Origin of the sequence: Bacillus sp. MMSF_3353, from assembly GCF_030733445.1 — a bacterium.
Lineage (GTDB): Bacteria > Bacillota > Bacilli > Bacillales > Bacillaceae_G > Bacillus_A > Bacillus_A wiedmannii.
Genome location: NZ_JASHJA010000004.1, coordinates 268113 through 284183 on the forward strand (window position 1 = coordinate 268113; position 16071 = coordinate 284183).

The window sequence follows — 16071 nt, forward strand, 5'->3', positions numbered from 1 at the left end:
GTACTATATATATTCAGGGAACACTTTACATCCCCTTTCCTGTTCTATATCATGTCCAAAGAAAAGAATCGGCTTCTCTTTCATCACCACTTCTTTTAAACGTTTAATTGAAGATAAAGCTAATTCTGAATCAAATCCCGCAAATGGCACTTCATTTTCAAAATTCTCTTTCGTATACGATGCATCAATCGTTAATAATACCGGACCGGATTTTTCTGTCTCAATTAATAGTGATTGATGCCCTGGAGTATGGCCTGGTGTATGCAATAATTGAACTCCTGGTACGACTTCATAATCACCTTCAATGATTTTGTAGTTTAAATTCGGCAATATACATTCTTTCAAATATTCTTCGCTATGCTGCGCCGCCTCATATTCAGCACGCTGTACAATGATTGGTGTATTTATAAAAGCGCCATTTCCTCCTGCATGATCAAAATGCAAGTGAGAACTAATAATATAAAGAAGGTCTTCCGGCTCATAACCAACCCGTTTTAAAATATTCACGATTCTATCTTCTTCAGTCATTTTCGGTAAAACCTGCCCTTCGACAAATGTACCGTTAAAAAGACCTTCATTATTAACTGCACTTTCTGGCATACCTGTATCTACTAAAATAGGTCCTTCTGCAGTCTCCAAAAGATAACACCAAACCGGTAAGTCTAATAATTCTCCTGGTGTTAATGTACTATTAACAGACGAATGATCCAACATACAACGACCTGCTGGGACGAAATAAAGCTTCTTTACTGTCATTATGTATCCACCTTTAAATTTAGTTTTGAATAAAACAATACAGTAAAGAATTCCTCTTGCTAGAAATAAACTCCTTCTCACTTTTCATTGTTTCACCTATTATTTTTGAGTCATTCACAAATTCTCCTTACACTTTTAATTATTATTCGTTATTTTTCTAAGAATCCAGGGTAATAAATCAACTGTTTGTATTTTGAAATACGAAAAGGATACACACTTAAACGAAGGTTACATAAAAAAGAACCGACTACCTATATGTTGAAAAAAGGAGTCGGTTCTTTTTTATTTATTATTGCTCTTTATGTGCGACGAGCTGAGATTATAAAAGGTAATATGCTATTGGTTTTTCACTGTAATATTTCCGTTATGTGTGTTTAATTTAATTATATTTTCTCCCTTTCCAATAACCGTATTCCCGTTATATTTATTCAGGATATTCGCGCTGCCGTTGTCGACAGAAACATTAAATTGAACATTAGTTGGTTCTTTTTCGGTTTCAATATTAATTTTCCCATTATGAGTCATAAAATTGAGATTTCGATCCAGTTCATTCGTTTTAAGAGTAAGACTTCCATTTTTAGTTTGCCCCTCTATTTCACCTTCAACATGGTCTAGCATTATTCGTCCGTTGTTCGATTTCACATGAATATTTTGTGCCAATACATCTTTGAAATCCATAATTCCATTGTTTGCTTCTGCGATAATTTTTGGCGAATTGATTCCTCTTAATTCAACATGTCCATTGCTTGTATTGATATTAAAATGTGTTGCGTTTAGTTTTTTAGCAGAAACGTAGCCATTATTATTGGAAACTTTTAATGAATCATATTGTTTTTCGGGTAGATACACATTTAATGTTAATGGAGCCAATACTTCAGAAATATTAAAGTTGAACCAGCTCTGTTGTTTTTCTTTATAAGAAATGAGAAGCGTTGAATCTTCCTCATCCGTAGCTAATGTTCTTTTTACGTTTGGATTAACCTCGCCATCTAATTTTACTTTCACGTTACTATCTTTTGTAGGATTGATATTAACACGAACGTTATTTGTATCAATAATGACGCTTGACACATTATTATTATTAACGACCTTTTCTTCTGAAATTGGTACTGCAGCAATTGAACGATAAGTGAATAAACTTCCGATAATACCAATAATGAAAATAATACCTGCAATGATTGAAAGACTCTTTTTATTTATCATGCTTCAAACCACCTTTTACTAATGCTATATTGAACTTTAAATAACGAACAAATCCATTCTTTGCTAGCTTCGTTAAAAATAACATAGCAATAACAATGAAATATCCAAGTCCACAAAGTGCTAAAGAAACAAAAAGATTAAATAGCAAGAATGTATTTGGATGTATAATAGTATCAACTAAAACAAGTAATGGTGCGCCTAAAAATGAGATACCTAGAATCCATCCTGAAAAAATTAATGCCGCTAATGTAATTGCAGGTCCAAGCACGATTAACAAATTAAAAAAAACTAATCCAATTACTGCCCAAATTGCCCGAAAAACATTTCCTGTTGTTGCACTTGCTGTTACTTTCTCAATATGATAATCTGCTAATAACTCTTTGGCGATTTGAGCTGGAGAGCCTAATGAAGTTGCAATTTCTTCTTCACTTTTCCCTTCCTCTAATCCGAAAGTAAAATGTTCTTCATAATCTTTTAAAATATCTGCACGCTCTTTATCAGATAACCTTTTTAGAGATACATTTAATTGTTGTAAAAATTTATCTTTCGTCATTACCTACACCTTCTTTAATTAATTGATTGACACCTTGTGAAAACTCATTCCATTCCTCCAAAAGTTGATACAAATACGTTCTACCTTTATCCGTCAGTGTATAATACTTTCTTGAAGGGCCTTCTGAAGACTCCTGTAAATACGTTGTAAAATATTCTTCCTTAGTTAGCCTTCGAAGAAGAGGATAAACAGACCCTTCTGATATTTCAATTCGATTGGAAATATTTCGAACTAATTCATATCCATAACGGTCTTGCTTATCCAGTAAGACAAGAACACAAAGTTCTAAAACTCCTTTTTTAAATTGTACATTCAATATTCATTCACCCTATTCTAATTGATATCCACTACTGTTTATTATTTAGTACTGTTTTATAACGAATAACTACAAGTATAATATAACACTTGGTATTGTTCATTGCAAGGTACACTGGAAAAATAAGTATACCTCTCATCCGACGCTTATAAAATCAGAGTGATGGGTGTTGCTCGCCAGTTACAAAGTTCTAAATGAAGTTGAAACAGCTCTTTTACAAAATGGAAAGAACTCAACTTTTTTACATAATGACGCTTTACCTACTATAATAAAAGAGTAAATGACTCTTACTTTAATGGAGGGAATACAAATGAAAGCAATTGGTTTACATGAATACTTACCTATTGAAGAAGAAAACAGTTTAATTGATATTGAAGTTGAAAGACCTGTTGCTACAGGAAGAGATATACTTGTTAAAATTAACGCTATTTCCGTTAATCCAGTTGATACAAAAGTTCGCTCTCCGAAAGATAAAAAAGAAGATGTAGCGAAAATACTTGGCTGGGATGCTAGTGGTGTTGTCGTGCAAACTGGCGAAGGTTGTACGTTATTTAAAGAAGGCGACGAAGTGTTTTACGCTGGAAGCATTACGAGACAAGGTACATATAGTGAATACCACCTAGTTGACGAAAGAATCGTTGGAAAGAAACCAAAAACGTTAAGTGATGCTGAATCTGCAGCACTTCCTTTAACAGCTATCACGGCTTGGGAAGGTTTATTTGAACGTTTAGGTATTGATTATAATAAGAAAGATGAGAATACATTCAAAAACATTTTAATTATTGGTGGCGCTGGTGGTGTTGGCTCGATTGCCATCCAACTTGCAAAATGGGCTGGACTGAATGTAATCACAACTGCATCCCGTAATGAAACGATAAACTGGGTTGAAAAATTTGGTGCCGATTATATTATTAACCATCACCAGCCTTTACAAGATCAAATATTAGAGTTTGGGCTAAAAGACGTAGATTATATTTTCTGCTTAAACAATACAGATCAACATTGGCAAGCAATATGTGACCTCATTAAACCACAAGGAAAAATTTGCTCTATCGTAGAAAATGAACACCCTCTTGAGATGGGTATTTTAAAAAGTAAAAGTGCTACATTCGTTTGGGAGTTTATGTTCACAAAAGCAATGTATGAAACTGGCGATATGATTACGCAGTACGAACTATTAAATAAAGTAAGCGAACTATTAGATGAAGGTATTTTAAAGACTACATTAAATGAAACACTTTCACCAATTAACGCTGAAAACGTAAAGAAAGCACATGCTCTGCTTGAAAGCGGAAGTACCATTGGGAAAATCGTTTTAGAGAAATTTTAATAGTAAAAAATCCGATTTCCATATGAGAAATCGGATTTTTCACTTTCTTTATTTACTTGAAATCTCTTGATCATTTTGAACATCTAACGGAGGTCGTTTCCCTATTCCGAAAGCATAGAAACTAATTGTGACGATAGCTAAGAAAACAATACCTACAACTAATGAAATACGTGTATCATCGTTAAACCACATTCCGATTAATACCATAATTAAAAAGGCAATTGTCAAATAGTTTGTAACAGGAGCAAATGGCATTTTGAACGGATGATCTTTCATCTCTGCTCCCTTTTCTTTTCTAAAATTAATTTGACTAATTAAAATGACGAACCATGGTACCATACCAGGAAGTACGCTCGCACTATATACATATACGAATAAGTTTTTCGGTGCGATATAACTTAAAACAACACCAACCGCTAAACCGATAATTACGCCAACTGTACCGAATAAAGGTACACCATTTCCAGAAAGTTTCGTGAAATATTTCGGCGCTTGTCCATTTACACCTAATGTATAAAGCATACGGCCCGCACTATAAATACCACTATTACAACCCGACATTGCCGCTGTAATAACAACGAAGTTAATAAGTCCAGCTGCTGCCGTAATACCAACCTTCGCAAAAGTTGCTACGAACGGACTACCAATTGTACTTAATTGATCCCACGGATATACAGTTACAATAACGAAAATAGCACCAATATAGAAAATTAAAATACGCCAAATTGTACTTTGAATCGCTCTTGTAAGTGTCTTCTTCGGGTTTTTCGCTTCACCAGCAGTAATACCAATTAATTCCACACCTTGGTATGCACCAACTACAAGTGATAATGCAAAGAAGAATCCTGAAAAACCACCTGTAAAGAAACCGCCATTTGACCAAAGATTAGATATGCCAATCGCTTCTCCACCGTTACCAATTCCAAAGAAAATAAGTCCAAATCCCGCAATAATCATTAATAGAATCGTAACGATTTTAATCATCGCAAACCAAAATTCAAATTCACCAAATGACTTAACAGAAATTAAGTTAGCTGCGCCAAGAATAACCATTGCGATTACGCCTGGTATCCAAGCTGGTAATTCCGGGAACCAATATTTCATATATGCTCCAACCGCAATAATTTCTGACATCCCAACGATAACCCACTGGAACCAGTTACTCCACGCTGTCATATAGCCAGCTAGCGGATGAATATACTTATGACCGAACGTCGCAAATGAACCTGTACTCGGCTCCATATACAACATTTCACCCATCGCACGCATAATGAAGAAGATAAAAATACCTGCAATTGCATAAGCAAGCATTACTGACGGACCTGTCCATTTAATCGTGCTGGCCGACCCCATAAACAAACCAACACCAATCGTTCCGCCTAAAGCGATCATTTGAATATGACGTGCTTCTAAGCCCCTTTTCAATTCCTTGTTTGCCACTTCACTTCCCCCTCTTAGATGATTCATAGCCGCATTTTAAAACAAGATGCTTTCCCCTAATTCCTTTCGGCCCTGAAAATGATGAAGCAAACGTCATTTTACACTAGCTTTAAAGCTATCCTAAAATCGTTTTTTGCCTCTTACAAAATTCTCAAAACCTTTCATCTTCCAATATTCTATAAATCTTAAAATTACTTACCTTATATTAATTCATTTATCTGAAAAGTTCAATTATTTTTTCAATAAATTATTATACATAAGTCTGATTAATTTTTAACTAAATTAACAATAAAATACATCTATTCAATATGATTCCGGCATGAATATTATTACAGTATAAATAACCGAGGAGAGTATTTCTTCCTAGGTTTCACATCTCATGTACTTCAATCTTTATAGTTGATAACGTAATTTCCCACACGTCCGATTCATATACTAACCAGAAATTTAATATATTAATAAACTACTGATTTCTTTAGTCCAGCCCAATTTTGAGGTAGGAATCTTACTGCCTCAAAACAGCAGGATAAAATATAAAAGAGTCTCATTAAAAAACGAGACTCTTTTACCATTTCATATTTAAATCATTTTTGAAGTTTGTTTACCTAAAATAAACACTTTAGTAAACACCATCATGATAACTACAATAGCCAGAAAATAAAGTGGCATCACGAGTAACGAGCCCGTATGAAGTTGACTCATTCCCCAAACTGTCATCGTCACAATTACATAGTACCCTAAGCTAAACAATGCTCCGGCTGTACCAATGACATCTTGAAAATCCACTAATGCTAAACTTAAGCAGTTAGGTAACGCTATCCCAATTCCTAATAGCAATATAAACATCGCTACTAAAAATACAATCATATATATTACATTCGGATTTGATCCAACAAACGTAATAACAGATAAAAGGATAGCTCCTCCTGTCATTACAAGACAACCGATATATATAATCTTCTCTGGTTTATACGTGGCAAGCAATCGTTTAGAAACTTTCGCTCCAATAATAGAAGCGGAAGCAACAACAATTCCTAGAAGTCCATACATACTAGGCGATAACTGAAAGTATTCAATAAAGATAAACGGCGCTTCTGCATAATAGCTAAATAAAACACCATTCGCTCCTCCAATTAATAACCCATATGTTACTACTTTCGGATTTGTAATTAACCTCTTCAAGACTAAGAATACATTTATTTTATTCGTTACTGAGTCCGTTTTTGTTTCGGGAAGAGAAACAAACGTATACAGAAAAATCCCGATACTCATAACTACTAAACTTAAAAATACGATTTTAAATCCAAACATTTGATCAAGAAAACCACCAATTAACGGCCCTATCGCTGGTGTAAAAGCAATGACTGCCGAGATTTGAGCAAACATAGCATGCCTCTTATGCCCTTCTACACTTTCACGAAGAATCGTTTGTGTAACAACAGAGCCAGCACTTGCTCCAAACGCTTGAATAAAACGACTTAGCAATAAAACTTCAATGGAATTTGCAATAAAGCATAAGAAACTCCCAACGCCATATACGACAATTCCAAATAACATTGCCGGGCGACGGCCAATTATATCTGATAACCATCCAATAAAAAATACACCTAAAGCAAATCCAGCAAAATACACACTAAGTGTTAACTGTACCTCATTATTACTTACGTGTAACGCCTTTGAAATGTCAGGTAAAGACGGTGTGTAAATCGTTTCACTAATTTGCGGAAATGCGACAAGAATAATCATTAACAAAATTGATGGTACTGAGACTTTTTTCATTTTTCATACCCTCCTATAACTTTGAAAATCTCAGAAATAAAAAGACTTTCCTAAGCTACGGAACAGGAGGGGCCATTATAGAAATTCGATCATAAAACAACAAAGAAAACACCTCAATTACGTATGTTAATACTTATAGGAGGGTAATATTAACATTGATTTTAATATATACTTTTTCAATTATATTACATATTGCGTTTCTTTTTCTAGTGTTGAGCCTTGGAAGCTTTGTTAAAAAGATAACTTGAAGCTACCACCTTTTTATGGAATAATTAGAAATAGTTTGAATTAATAGTTCTAATTATCAAGCGATAGACCAGCATTTTTAATGTCGTAAAGCTTGCAAACAGGAGGCCTTTCGTAATGATTGAAATTTTAAGGACAGTAATAAATTTCCTGATCGCTCTATTCTCAGGAGAATTACCAATTGTATATTATGTGTGGATTATTATCCTATTCCTAATGCAAATAAGCCAATCTACTCTGAATTATAAACTCTTTAACAAGAAAGATAATTTCAGCACTTATACATCGGAAGGATTACTTGCTTTTATTATTTTATTATTTGGAGGTATGTTAGTATCTAAGTTACTTGCTTACATAATAGACGGTCCTACTATTAGTATGACAAATTTAACACATTATTTTATTTCTCTTATTATATTAACTATATTTGTCGTCATAAGCTGTCTTAAAGATTTTATAGAAACATCTATCAAAAATAAAAATGTGTCTCTTTTTAGCTTTTTAGTAGTTTCCTTAATAACAAGTATACTTTCATTCAAGTTTTTATCACCTTTAATCGAAGGTTCTTTTGCTCTTTCTAAATCTTTTATAACCACTTTAATCATTCTTGTAACTATATCAATTCCTCTATTAATTGCCTTAGAGGAAAAGTATGCAGATGAAAAGTAATTCTTGCATTTATAGTTTAAAATTGAGTGACTATTCTTTTTTAACGGTATTACTAAAAAAATAACAGTCATTGAATCGAAAATTAAACAGAAATGAGGACATACAATTGAGCATTGAACAACAATTATATGATGCAGTGAAAAATTTAATTGACCAAAGATATCCACATAATTGGGGCGGAGCTGCAGCAATCCGTGTAGAAGATGGATCCATTTATACAAGTGTGGCCCCTGACGTAATAAACGCTTCAACAGAACTTTGTATGGAAACAGGTGCAATTTTAGAAGCACATAAATTTCATAAGAAAGTTACACATTCTATTTGTCTTGCAAGGGAAAATGAGCATTCTGAATTAAAAGTATTATCACCTTGTGGTGTATGCCAAGAACGTTTATTTTATTGGGGACCAGAAGTACTATGCGCCATTACAAATTCTAAACAAGATATCATTTTCAAACCGTTAAAAGAGTTGCAGCCATACCATTGGAGCGAAGCATACCATGATGAATTTACAAAAGAATGGAGTACAAGATAAAGTGAAACTTTAATCAGTGTGGGTTTTGTTCATCCCCACTGATTATTAGTTGAACCAATCGGGCTTTTACGGGCAGTCCGCCTCCACCTACCTTCTTTGCTTTTTCTGAATTTCCAGGTGGTAGGCTTACTGCCCGTTAATGCGGGATAAAGTGAAATCTGCTCGCAAATAGCGGAAATTAAAAGTTATTCACTAAAAAAGCACCGTCCAAATGACGGTGCTTTTTCTATGTAAGAGCTACTAGAAGGTCCCCTTCTAGCCTACTCCCATTTATAAGTCCAAAATTGTTCCAGTTGCAGCCATTTTAATGTTGCTGCATCTTTGTTTTTGATTTTTACGTGTGTTTCTTCTAACATCGCTTCTGTTTGTGAACGATGCGCACCTAGTGCAGCTAATTTATGCTCGAATACTTCACTAATATTATTTACAACATCCGGCTCACCTAATACAGCTTCGCGATTTCTCGTAATCGCAACGGCATGAATGACTGGACGCTCTTCTTTTTGCATACGTGATACAGCGCGAACAACTGCGCGGCCAAATGCATCATGATCTGGATGTACGCCGTGCTCTGGATAAAATGTAATAATTCGAGATGGATTTACTTCTTGAATGATTGCTTCAATTTTATCTGCAACGAAATCAACATCTTCAAATTCTAACGTTTTATCATGGAAACCAAGCATTCTTAAATCTTGAATTCCCATCGCTTCACATGCATCTTTTAATTCTTTTTCACGGATATTTGGAATCGTTTCACGGTTAGCGAATACGTTTTTCCCCATGTTACGTCCCATTTGTCCTAAAGTACCACATGCATACGTTACAGGTACTCCTTGATCTGTTAATAAGCGAATTGTTCCTCCAGCAGCAAATGCTTCGTCATCTGGATGCGGAAATACAACAAGTACATGTCTCTCCATAAGTTTCCCTCCTTCTTACTTAAATGGCGTTAAGCTTAACTCAAGTGCAACTGCTAAGCGGCCTTGGTTATCATGCCCTGCAAGTAATAAACGCTCTTTATCGTCTACTTCCCAGTGCGTAATACCTTCTGCATATACCCAGCCATGATCCATTTTCAAACCAACTCGGTATGGATTTGTTCCAGTAATCTTCCCACGTTCAAAGCGAATAATTGCATTTCGAATGAATGCTCCAACTGTCATCATCTTTTCGTTAAAGTGTGACGCATACGCTCCGTTCGTTGTTTCTAAATGAATATATACATCTTTATTTACAAAACGTTCAATTTCATTTTGAATAAGAGAACTATCTTTTACTATTTCCATCGGAATTCACCTCTTTAAACCATTTTACGCAAAAATAATGTAAATTGCTATCTCTATATTAGAGGACAACGCCCACTTTTCCTAATAATTTGCACTGTGTTTTTTATATTTTTTATATGATATGTAAAAAATATATTTTTTCCTTCACTTTGTTAAATAGTTTTCTTTCTTTTTTGAATTTGCTACAATATATTTTATCCCGTATTTATGCAGCGAGATACATTTTGACAATTGAATATATACTTTAAAGAAGGTGACATGATTGGAACAATCAGCACATGAAGTAGCAAATTGGCAATATTATTTTGCAATTGCCGTATTTTTAATCACGTACGGATTTATTATTTCTGAGAAATTGAATCGTGCTGTAATCGCACTATTCGGCGCTGCTATTATGATTATTTTTGGAGTTGTAGATTTACATACTGCTTTCACATCACATATTCAATGGGAAACGATTACCCTTTTAATTGGGATGATGATTCTCGTACATATTACGAGTCAATCAGGCGTATTTGAATTTGTGGCCATTAAAGCAGCGAAGGCAGCTGGTGGAAAACCAATCCGCATTTTATTATTACTATCCCTATTAACTGCTGTCGGTTCTGCCTTTTTGGACAACGTAACGACCGTTCTACTAATCGTTCCTGTTACACTGTCCATTACACGTATTTTAAAAGTAAACCCTGTTCCTTATTTGATTTCAGAAGTACTATTTTCAAATATAGGTGGAACAGCAACATTAATCGGTGATCCACCTAACATTATGATTGGATCAGCAAACAAGCATTTAGACTTTAATACCTTTTTACTAAACTTAGCTCCAATCGTAATCATTATCTCTATCGTTACACTTGGTATTATTTACTTTATGTATCGCAACAAACTAAAAACAACAACTGAGCAAATTAAAATATTAATGGCATTGAACGAAAAAGATTATATTAAAGATCAAAGCCTCCTTTTAAAATCCATTTCAATTTTAGGACTAACTATTTTAGGCTTTGTACTTCATTCGATTATTCATGTAGACGCTGCAGTTATCGCGATGACAGGCGCTACACTTCTTATGCTAATCGGAGTAAAAGAACATGATATTGAAGATGTATTTGCCCACGTTGAATGGGTAACCATTTTCTTCTTTGCTGGACTATTCGTTCTCGTTGGCGGATTAATTGATATCGGGCTTATTTCTTCTCTCGCAAAAGAAGTACTCGACGTAACAAACGGTGATATCGGTTTCGCTGCGGTACTTATTTTATGGGTATCGGGCATCGCATCTGCGACAATTGACAATATCCCCTTTGTCGCAACGATGATTCCGCTTATTCAAGATTTAGCTACAGGACTCGGACTATCTGTCGACTCTCCGCAAATCGAAGTACTATGGTGGGCGTTATCACTTGGAGCTTGCTTAGGAGGAAACGGAACATTAATCGGCGCATCCGCAAACGTAGTCGTTGCTGGTATTGCAAAACGTGAAGGACATGCTTTCTCGTATATGGACTTCTTAAAAATTGGTTTACCGTTAACAATTATTGCGCTATTGTTATCACATGCTTACATATATTTACGTTATTTAATGTAAAAGTTGTATTGCATGAAATTATATCGTCAAATAAAAAAGGTTTGCAGCACTATGCTTCAAACCTTTTTTTCATCACCAAAATATACCGATAATTGCTAAACCACCTAAAATCATACCACCAATTTGTCCAACGATTGTTGGTGATAGTTGAACACCCTTTCGCACTTCAACAACTGGTCTTTCGTGCCTTAGTTGCTGCACTTCACTTTGAAGTTGATGTACACTTCCGTGTAATTCTTTAATTAGTTCCTTCAATTCAGCGACCTCTTCATTTACTGGTTTACTTTTTTCTAAATTCATTTTTCATACTCCTTATAAATTCAATCAACACACTGTAAATTTTCGCCAATTATCATTATATCTCCTGCATACTACATATATAATTTCGAATGTACTTTCTAACCTTGCAGCTCCATCCATTCATCCCTTAATATCCCCATAATGATACGATCAAAACACTTCCCATCTCTTTGAACCGCTTCTCTCATACAACCTTCCATCTGAAACCCCATCTTTTTATACAACTCAATAGCAGCTTTGTTATAAGAAATAACATCAAGACCGACGCGGTGCAAATTCAATTCATAGAAAGCATATTTTAAGATAAGATGGATCGCTTCTCTTCCATATCCCTTCCCTCTATCATTTGCATCTCCTATACCAATGGCTAATAAACCCATTCTGTTATTCCACTCTATGCCATGAATTGCAACAAAACCAATTAAGTGATCATCTTGAACTGTCCTTACCATAAAAGAAACACTATTCGATCTTCGTCCCTTTAATAGCCCATCACTCGCTATTTCATGTAACGATTGCGGAAATGCTATATCTGTATCGACGTTTCTTAAATACTCACTATCTTCTTGCCATTTAGCCATTACTTCAGCGTCGTTTTCTCTCATAACTGATAATTTAATCGTTTTATTTTGAAAAAGATTCATTGTCATTTCAAACTCCCCCTTTTTTAATAACGGGGATACTTATTTTAGCCTATTTATCCCCTTATTCTATAAACTGCTTTATACACGGGATACTTACAATAAGCGCTGACATTGGCACATCTCCTCTACATTAAATTACATTCATTGTATAATTTTTCATTTATTCTAACAATAATAAAAGACCCTCAAAATTTAGAGGATCTTCCTAACGACGAATCGATATTATTTCGTAAACATTTTCTCTGCTTCATCCATTGCCATTTTGTTACCTAAAGCAGAATAGTCAAGCCATGGTTGGTCATTAATAATGTATACGTGCTTTCCTTTAACAGCTTTTAAGTCTTTCCAAATTGGTGTTTCTTGAAGTTGTTTAAATGCAGCTTTTGCCTTATCGTCTCTATTTACAACAACGAAAATAGCATCTGCATCAAAGTCAGGTAATACTTCTTGTGAAATCACTTCGAAAGGACGATTTCCATCAATTTTCTCTACACCATTTGCAGGTTGTAATCCTAAGTCTTGGAATAAAATTGGTCCCATCGGTCTTTTCGTACTAAATACACGTAATTCTTTTGCAGTAACACGAATTGCCATTACTTTTTCGTTATTACCTAATTCTTTATCTATTAAACTTTTTACTCGTTTTGATTGCTCTTCGTAATCTTGAATATATGTATCCGCTTCTTTCTCACGGTTTACAAGTTTACCAACTTGTTTTAACTGATCTCTCCACGTACCTTCATCTAAATTGAAAGAATGTGTTTTTGCAATTTTTTCGTATTTCGCTAAATCTTTGCCCGCGTATTTTTCATCCACGTAAATGTCAGTTGGCTTCAATTGAAGTAATGCTTCCATATTCGGATCCGTTACAACACCAAGTTTCTTCGTATCTTTCAACTGCTCTTTTGCATGCGGTAAGAAATCTTTTAAATCTCCACCAATAACGGAGCCTACAGGTGTAATTCCTAATGCCAGTAAATTATTCGTTAAATGAATGGACATAGAAGCGATTTTCGGCTCATTACTTTTTTCAGTTTTTTTCGTTGCCTCTTCATTAGATTTCGTTTGACCACATGCTGCTAATACTAAAATACACATCATGCTAAATAAAATAGTAAGTTTCTTTTTCATATGTTCTCCTCTTTGAAGTATTTATTTTGTTTTTGTAAGTAAATAAAGAAAATACGGTGCTCCTAAAGCTGCCACTACTACACCAGCTGGAATAGAATTTGGCTCGAATATAGAACGACCTATCGTATCTGCTAGTACTAAAACAATCATTCCGATAATGCCAGCTAGTGGAAGGAAATGTTGATACGTAGTACCTACTAACTTTCTTGCAATATGCGGAGCAACTAAACCGATAAAACCAATCCCTCCTGCCATCGATACACTCGCGCAAGATAATCCAACCGCTGTAGCTAAAAGGAGTAACCGTTCTTTTTGAACAGAAACACCAAGTCCTGCTGCCACACTATCACCTAGTGACAATGCATTTAACGTTTTAGATTTTAGCCATGCATACGGGGTTAGTATGAAAATCCAAGGTAATAATGCAAGGACATGAATCCAATCCCTTCCCCACACGTTACCAACTAACCATCTAGAAGCGAATGTATATGTCTCATCATTTAACTTGAGAGAGAAAAATAACGAAATTGCACTAAATCCAGCTGAAACAGCAATACCAACGAGAATAAGTCTAATAGGAAGTAAACCTTTTGATCGATCACTCGCAAGTATAATAATTAAAAATGCAGCTAGTATTCCCCCACCAAATGTAAATAACGGTATTAAAATCGATGCATTCTCATTAATAGAATGAAAGAAAGTAACAAATATAATTAGCCCGAAAGATGCACCTGCATGTAATCCTAAAATACCAGGGTCTGCAAGTGCATTACGTGATAACCCTTGCAAAATCGCACCGGAAATCCCAAGGCCAATACCAGCTAACATTGTAATAATAATTCTTGGCATACGATAATCGTATAGCACTGTTGCGCTCTCAAAATCACCATAACCGAAAAGTGTTTGAATTACTTTAAGTGGCGCTAGGCTCAGTGTCCCTGTATTTAAACTAATTAAAATGACAGCGATACTAATACAACCAAAAATTGTAGTTACAGTAATAGCTCTCTTTTTATCTGTGTTCAAAAGATCCTTCACTTATAGCTCCCTCCCAACTTTACGTGCTATATAGAGGAAGAACGGAACTCCAACAAGAGCTACCATAATTCCTATCGCGAGTTCTTTAGGAGGGTTTACTGTTCTTGCCCCTAAGTCAGCTAAAACTAATAACATAGCTCCTAATAACGCTGACATAGGAATAATGAGTCGATAATTCACACCAACTAATTTTCTAGCAATATGCGGAATAACGAGTCCTACAAATCCGATAGAACCAACAGCTGAAACAGATACACCTGCAAGAATGACTACTATAATCATCCCTAGTATTCTCGTTCGGTTCGTTTTTACTCCTAAATTCGTAGCGACGTCATCCCCCATTGATATGAGTGAAATAGATCGCCCTATCACTATCGCAAAAAGAACCGTTATAAGAATAATCGGAACTAAAAACTTCAAATGTTCCCACTTAACCCCTGCAACACCACCAGCGTACCAAAACGCTAAATCTTGACTTAAGTCATAATAAATCGCGATACCTGAACTCAACGAATGCAATAGCGCGGCCATAACTGCCCCTGCAATCGTTAACCTCATTGGTGTTAATCCACCTGATGTTGCTGATCCGATAATAAAAATGAGTACTGTACTTAAAACCGCTCCAATAAAGGAAACAATCATTAAATAGGAATACGGCATATGCGGGAAAAAGGCAAAACTAAGTGCTACTACAAACATCGCACCTGCATTTATACCAAGCACACCTGCATCAGCTAAAGGATTTCGTGTTACCTCTTGCATTACAGCACCAGCGACTGCAAAAGCTGCTCCTACAACTGCTGCGCCAATTACCCTTGGGAGCCTTAATTCATAAATAATTTGGTGCTGCGTTAATTTCGGATTATAATCAAAAATCGCTGCCCATACGGTTTGCAAATGGATATCCTTTGCACCGAATGCAATAGCTAAAAATATAGATCCGATTAAACATAAAATTGTTAAGCTCATGAAACATATGAACTTAATATGTATCCAGCGATTATTGCCAGCATGTACAGCAAACTTATGTAACATGTTTCATTTCATCCTTTATATGCAGTTGTTTTTTATAATTATTTTTAATTTATAATCATTACTGATAATAATTATCATTTTCATTTAGATATTATATCCTCACTTTTTTTAAATAGCAAACTATTTTTTTACTTCGTTAAATATTAAAATACTTATTACAATTCCTTTCTAAAACTTACAAATACATGAAAAATAAACTACTGGCTTATTTTTTAAATT

General features: G+C 34.9%; 17 protein-coding genes. 4 read left to right on the forward strand and 13 right to left on the reverse strand.

The features are described from left to right. Positions 1 to 3 precede the first annotated feature (3 nt). The 4 genes from aiiA to RBB48_RS12295 form a co-directional block, all read right to left on the reverse strand. Positions 4 to 756 carry a quorum-quenching N-acyl homoserine lactonase AiiA gene (gene aiiA, locus RBB48_RS12280; RefSeq protein ID WP_306007699.1) on the reverse strand — a complete coding sequence of 251 codons (753 nt, stop codon included), beginning with the start codon at positions 754 to 756 and terminating at the stop codon, positions 4 to 6. Positions 757 to 1092: 336 nt separating this feature from the next. Beyond that, a complete protein-coding gene (locus RBB48_RS12285) occupies positions 1093 to 1959 on the reverse strand; it encodes a DUF4097 family beta strand repeat-containing protein (protein ID WP_000608749.1) in 867 nt (288 codons plus the stop codon). After that, positions 1949 to 2512 carry an HAAS signaling domain-containing protein gene (locus RBB48_RS12290; protein ID WP_306007700.1) on the reverse strand — a complete coding sequence of 188 codons (564 nt, stop codon included), beginning with the start codon at positions 2510 to 2512 and terminating at the stop codon, positions 1949 to 1951. Before RBB48_RS12290 ends, RBB48_RS12285 begins: the two co-directional genes overlap by 11 nt. After that, positions 2499 to 2828 (reverse strand): PadR family transcriptional regulator, encoded by a 330-nt coding sequence (locus RBB48_RS12295; RefSeq protein ID WP_001102638.1) that lies wholly within the window; start codon positions 2826 to 2828, stop codon positions 2499 to 2501. The genes RBB48_RS12290 and RBB48_RS12295 overlap by 14 nt, the downstream gene beginning before the upstream one ends. A gap of 310 nt (positions 2829 to 3138) precedes the next feature. Between RBB48_RS12295 and RBB48_RS12300 the strand changes: the two genes are divergently transcribed. Then, positions 3139 to 4158 carry a zinc-binding alcohol dehydrogenase family protein gene (locus RBB48_RS12300; protein WP_306007701.1) on the forward strand — a complete coding sequence of 340 codons (1020 nt, stop codon included), beginning with the start codon at positions 3139 to 3141 and terminating at the stop codon, positions 4156 to 4158. Positions 4159 to 4206: 48 nt separating this feature from the next. On the opposite strand, the gene RBB48_RS12305 is transcribed toward RBB48_RS12300, so the two are convergent. Both RBB48_RS12305 and RBB48_RS12310 read right to left on the reverse strand, forming a co-directional pair. Next, positions 4207 to 5598, reverse strand: a complete 1392-nt coding sequence (locus RBB48_RS12305; RefSeq protein ID WP_060487822.1) for an amino acid permease — start codon at positions 5596 to 5598, stop codon at positions 4207 to 4209. 579 nt (positions 5599 to 6177) lie between these two features. Beyond that, a complete protein-coding gene (locus tag RBB48_RS12310; protein ID WP_306007702.1) occupies positions 6178 to 7377 on the reverse strand; it encodes a multidrug effflux MFS transporter in 1200 nt (399 codons plus the stop codon). A 363-nt stretch (positions 7378 to 7740) separates the two neighbouring features. Here RBB48_RS12310 and RBB48_RS12315 point away from each other — a divergent pair, with 363 nt between their 5' ends. Together RBB48_RS12315 and RBB48_RS12320 are read left to right on the forward strand one after the other, a co-directional pair. Beyond that, positions 7741 to 8292 (forward strand): DUF5823 family protein, encoded by a 552-nt coding sequence (locus tag RBB48_RS12315; protein WP_088064102.1) that lies wholly within the window; start codon positions 7741 to 7743, stop codon positions 8290 to 8292. Positions 8293 to 8398: 106 nt separating this feature from the next. Next, positions 8399 to 8827: a cytidine deaminase gene (locus RBB48_RS12320; RefSeq protein ID WP_000021272.1), complete on the forward strand. Its 429-nt coding sequence runs from the start codon at positions 8399 to 8401 to the stop codon at positions 8825 to 8827. 260 nt (positions 8828 to 9087) lie between these two features. Here RBB48_RS12320 and bshB2 read toward each other — a convergent pair whose 3' ends face one another. Together bshB2 and RBB48_RS12330 are read right to left on the reverse strand one after the other, a co-directional pair. Then, on the reverse strand, positions 9088 to 9750 hold the full coding sequence (bshB2, locus tag RBB48_RS12325; RefSeq protein WP_088064103.1) for a bacillithiol biosynthesis deacetylase BshB2: 663 nt from the start codon (positions 9748 to 9750) through the stop codon (positions 9088 to 9090). A 15-nt stretch (positions 9751 to 9765) separates the two neighbouring features. Then, positions 9766 to 10116, reverse strand: coding sequence for a YojF family protein (locus RBB48_RS12330; protein WP_000407039.1), 351 nt, complete (start codon positions 10114 to 10116; stop codon positions 9766 to 9768). 262 nt (positions 10117 to 10378) lie between these two features. On the opposite strand from RBB48_RS12330, the gene RBB48_RS12335 reads away from it, so the two are divergent. Beyond that, on the forward strand, positions 10379 to 11704 hold the full coding sequence (locus RBB48_RS12335; RefSeq protein ID WP_306007703.1) for an ArsB/NhaD family transporter: 1326 nt from the start codon (positions 10379 to 10381) through the stop codon (positions 11702 to 11704). A gap of 72 nt (positions 11705 to 11776) precedes the next feature. Here the strand turns inward: RBB48_RS12335 and RBB48_RS12340 are convergent, their stop codons facing one another. From RBB48_RS12340 to RBB48_RS12360, 5 genes are all read right to left on the reverse strand, one after another. Continuing rightward, entirely contained in the window at positions 11777 to 12004 is a 228-nt protein-coding gene (locus RBB48_RS12340) for a coiled-coil domain-containing protein (RefSeq protein WP_001047525.1), read from the reverse strand. Between the two features lie 98 nt (positions 12005 to 12102). Further along, on the reverse strand, positions 12103 to 12654 hold the full coding sequence (locus tag RBB48_RS12345; RefSeq protein WP_264460944.1) for a GNAT family N-acetyltransferase: 552 nt from the start codon (positions 12652 to 12654) through the stop codon (positions 12103 to 12105). A gap of 216 nt (positions 12655 to 12870) precedes the next feature. After that, on the reverse strand, positions 12871 to 13779 hold the full coding sequence (locus tag RBB48_RS12350) for an iron-hydroxamate ABC transporter substrate-binding protein (RefSeq protein WP_060487827.1): 909 nt from the start codon (positions 13777 to 13779) through the stop codon (positions 12871 to 12873). Between the two features lie 21 nt (positions 13780 to 13800). Continuing rightward, positions 13801 to 14817, reverse strand: a complete 1017-nt coding sequence (locus RBB48_RS12355) for a FecCD family ABC transporter permease (RefSeq protein WP_106382885.1) — start codon at positions 14815 to 14817, stop codon at positions 13801 to 13803. Then, a complete protein-coding gene (locus RBB48_RS12360; RefSeq protein WP_306007704.1) occupies positions 14818 to 15852 on the reverse strand; it encodes a FecCD family ABC transporter permease in 1035 nt (344 codons plus the stop codon). It abuts the gene before it with no gap. Between the last annotated feature and the right edge of the window lie 219 nt (positions 15853 to 16071).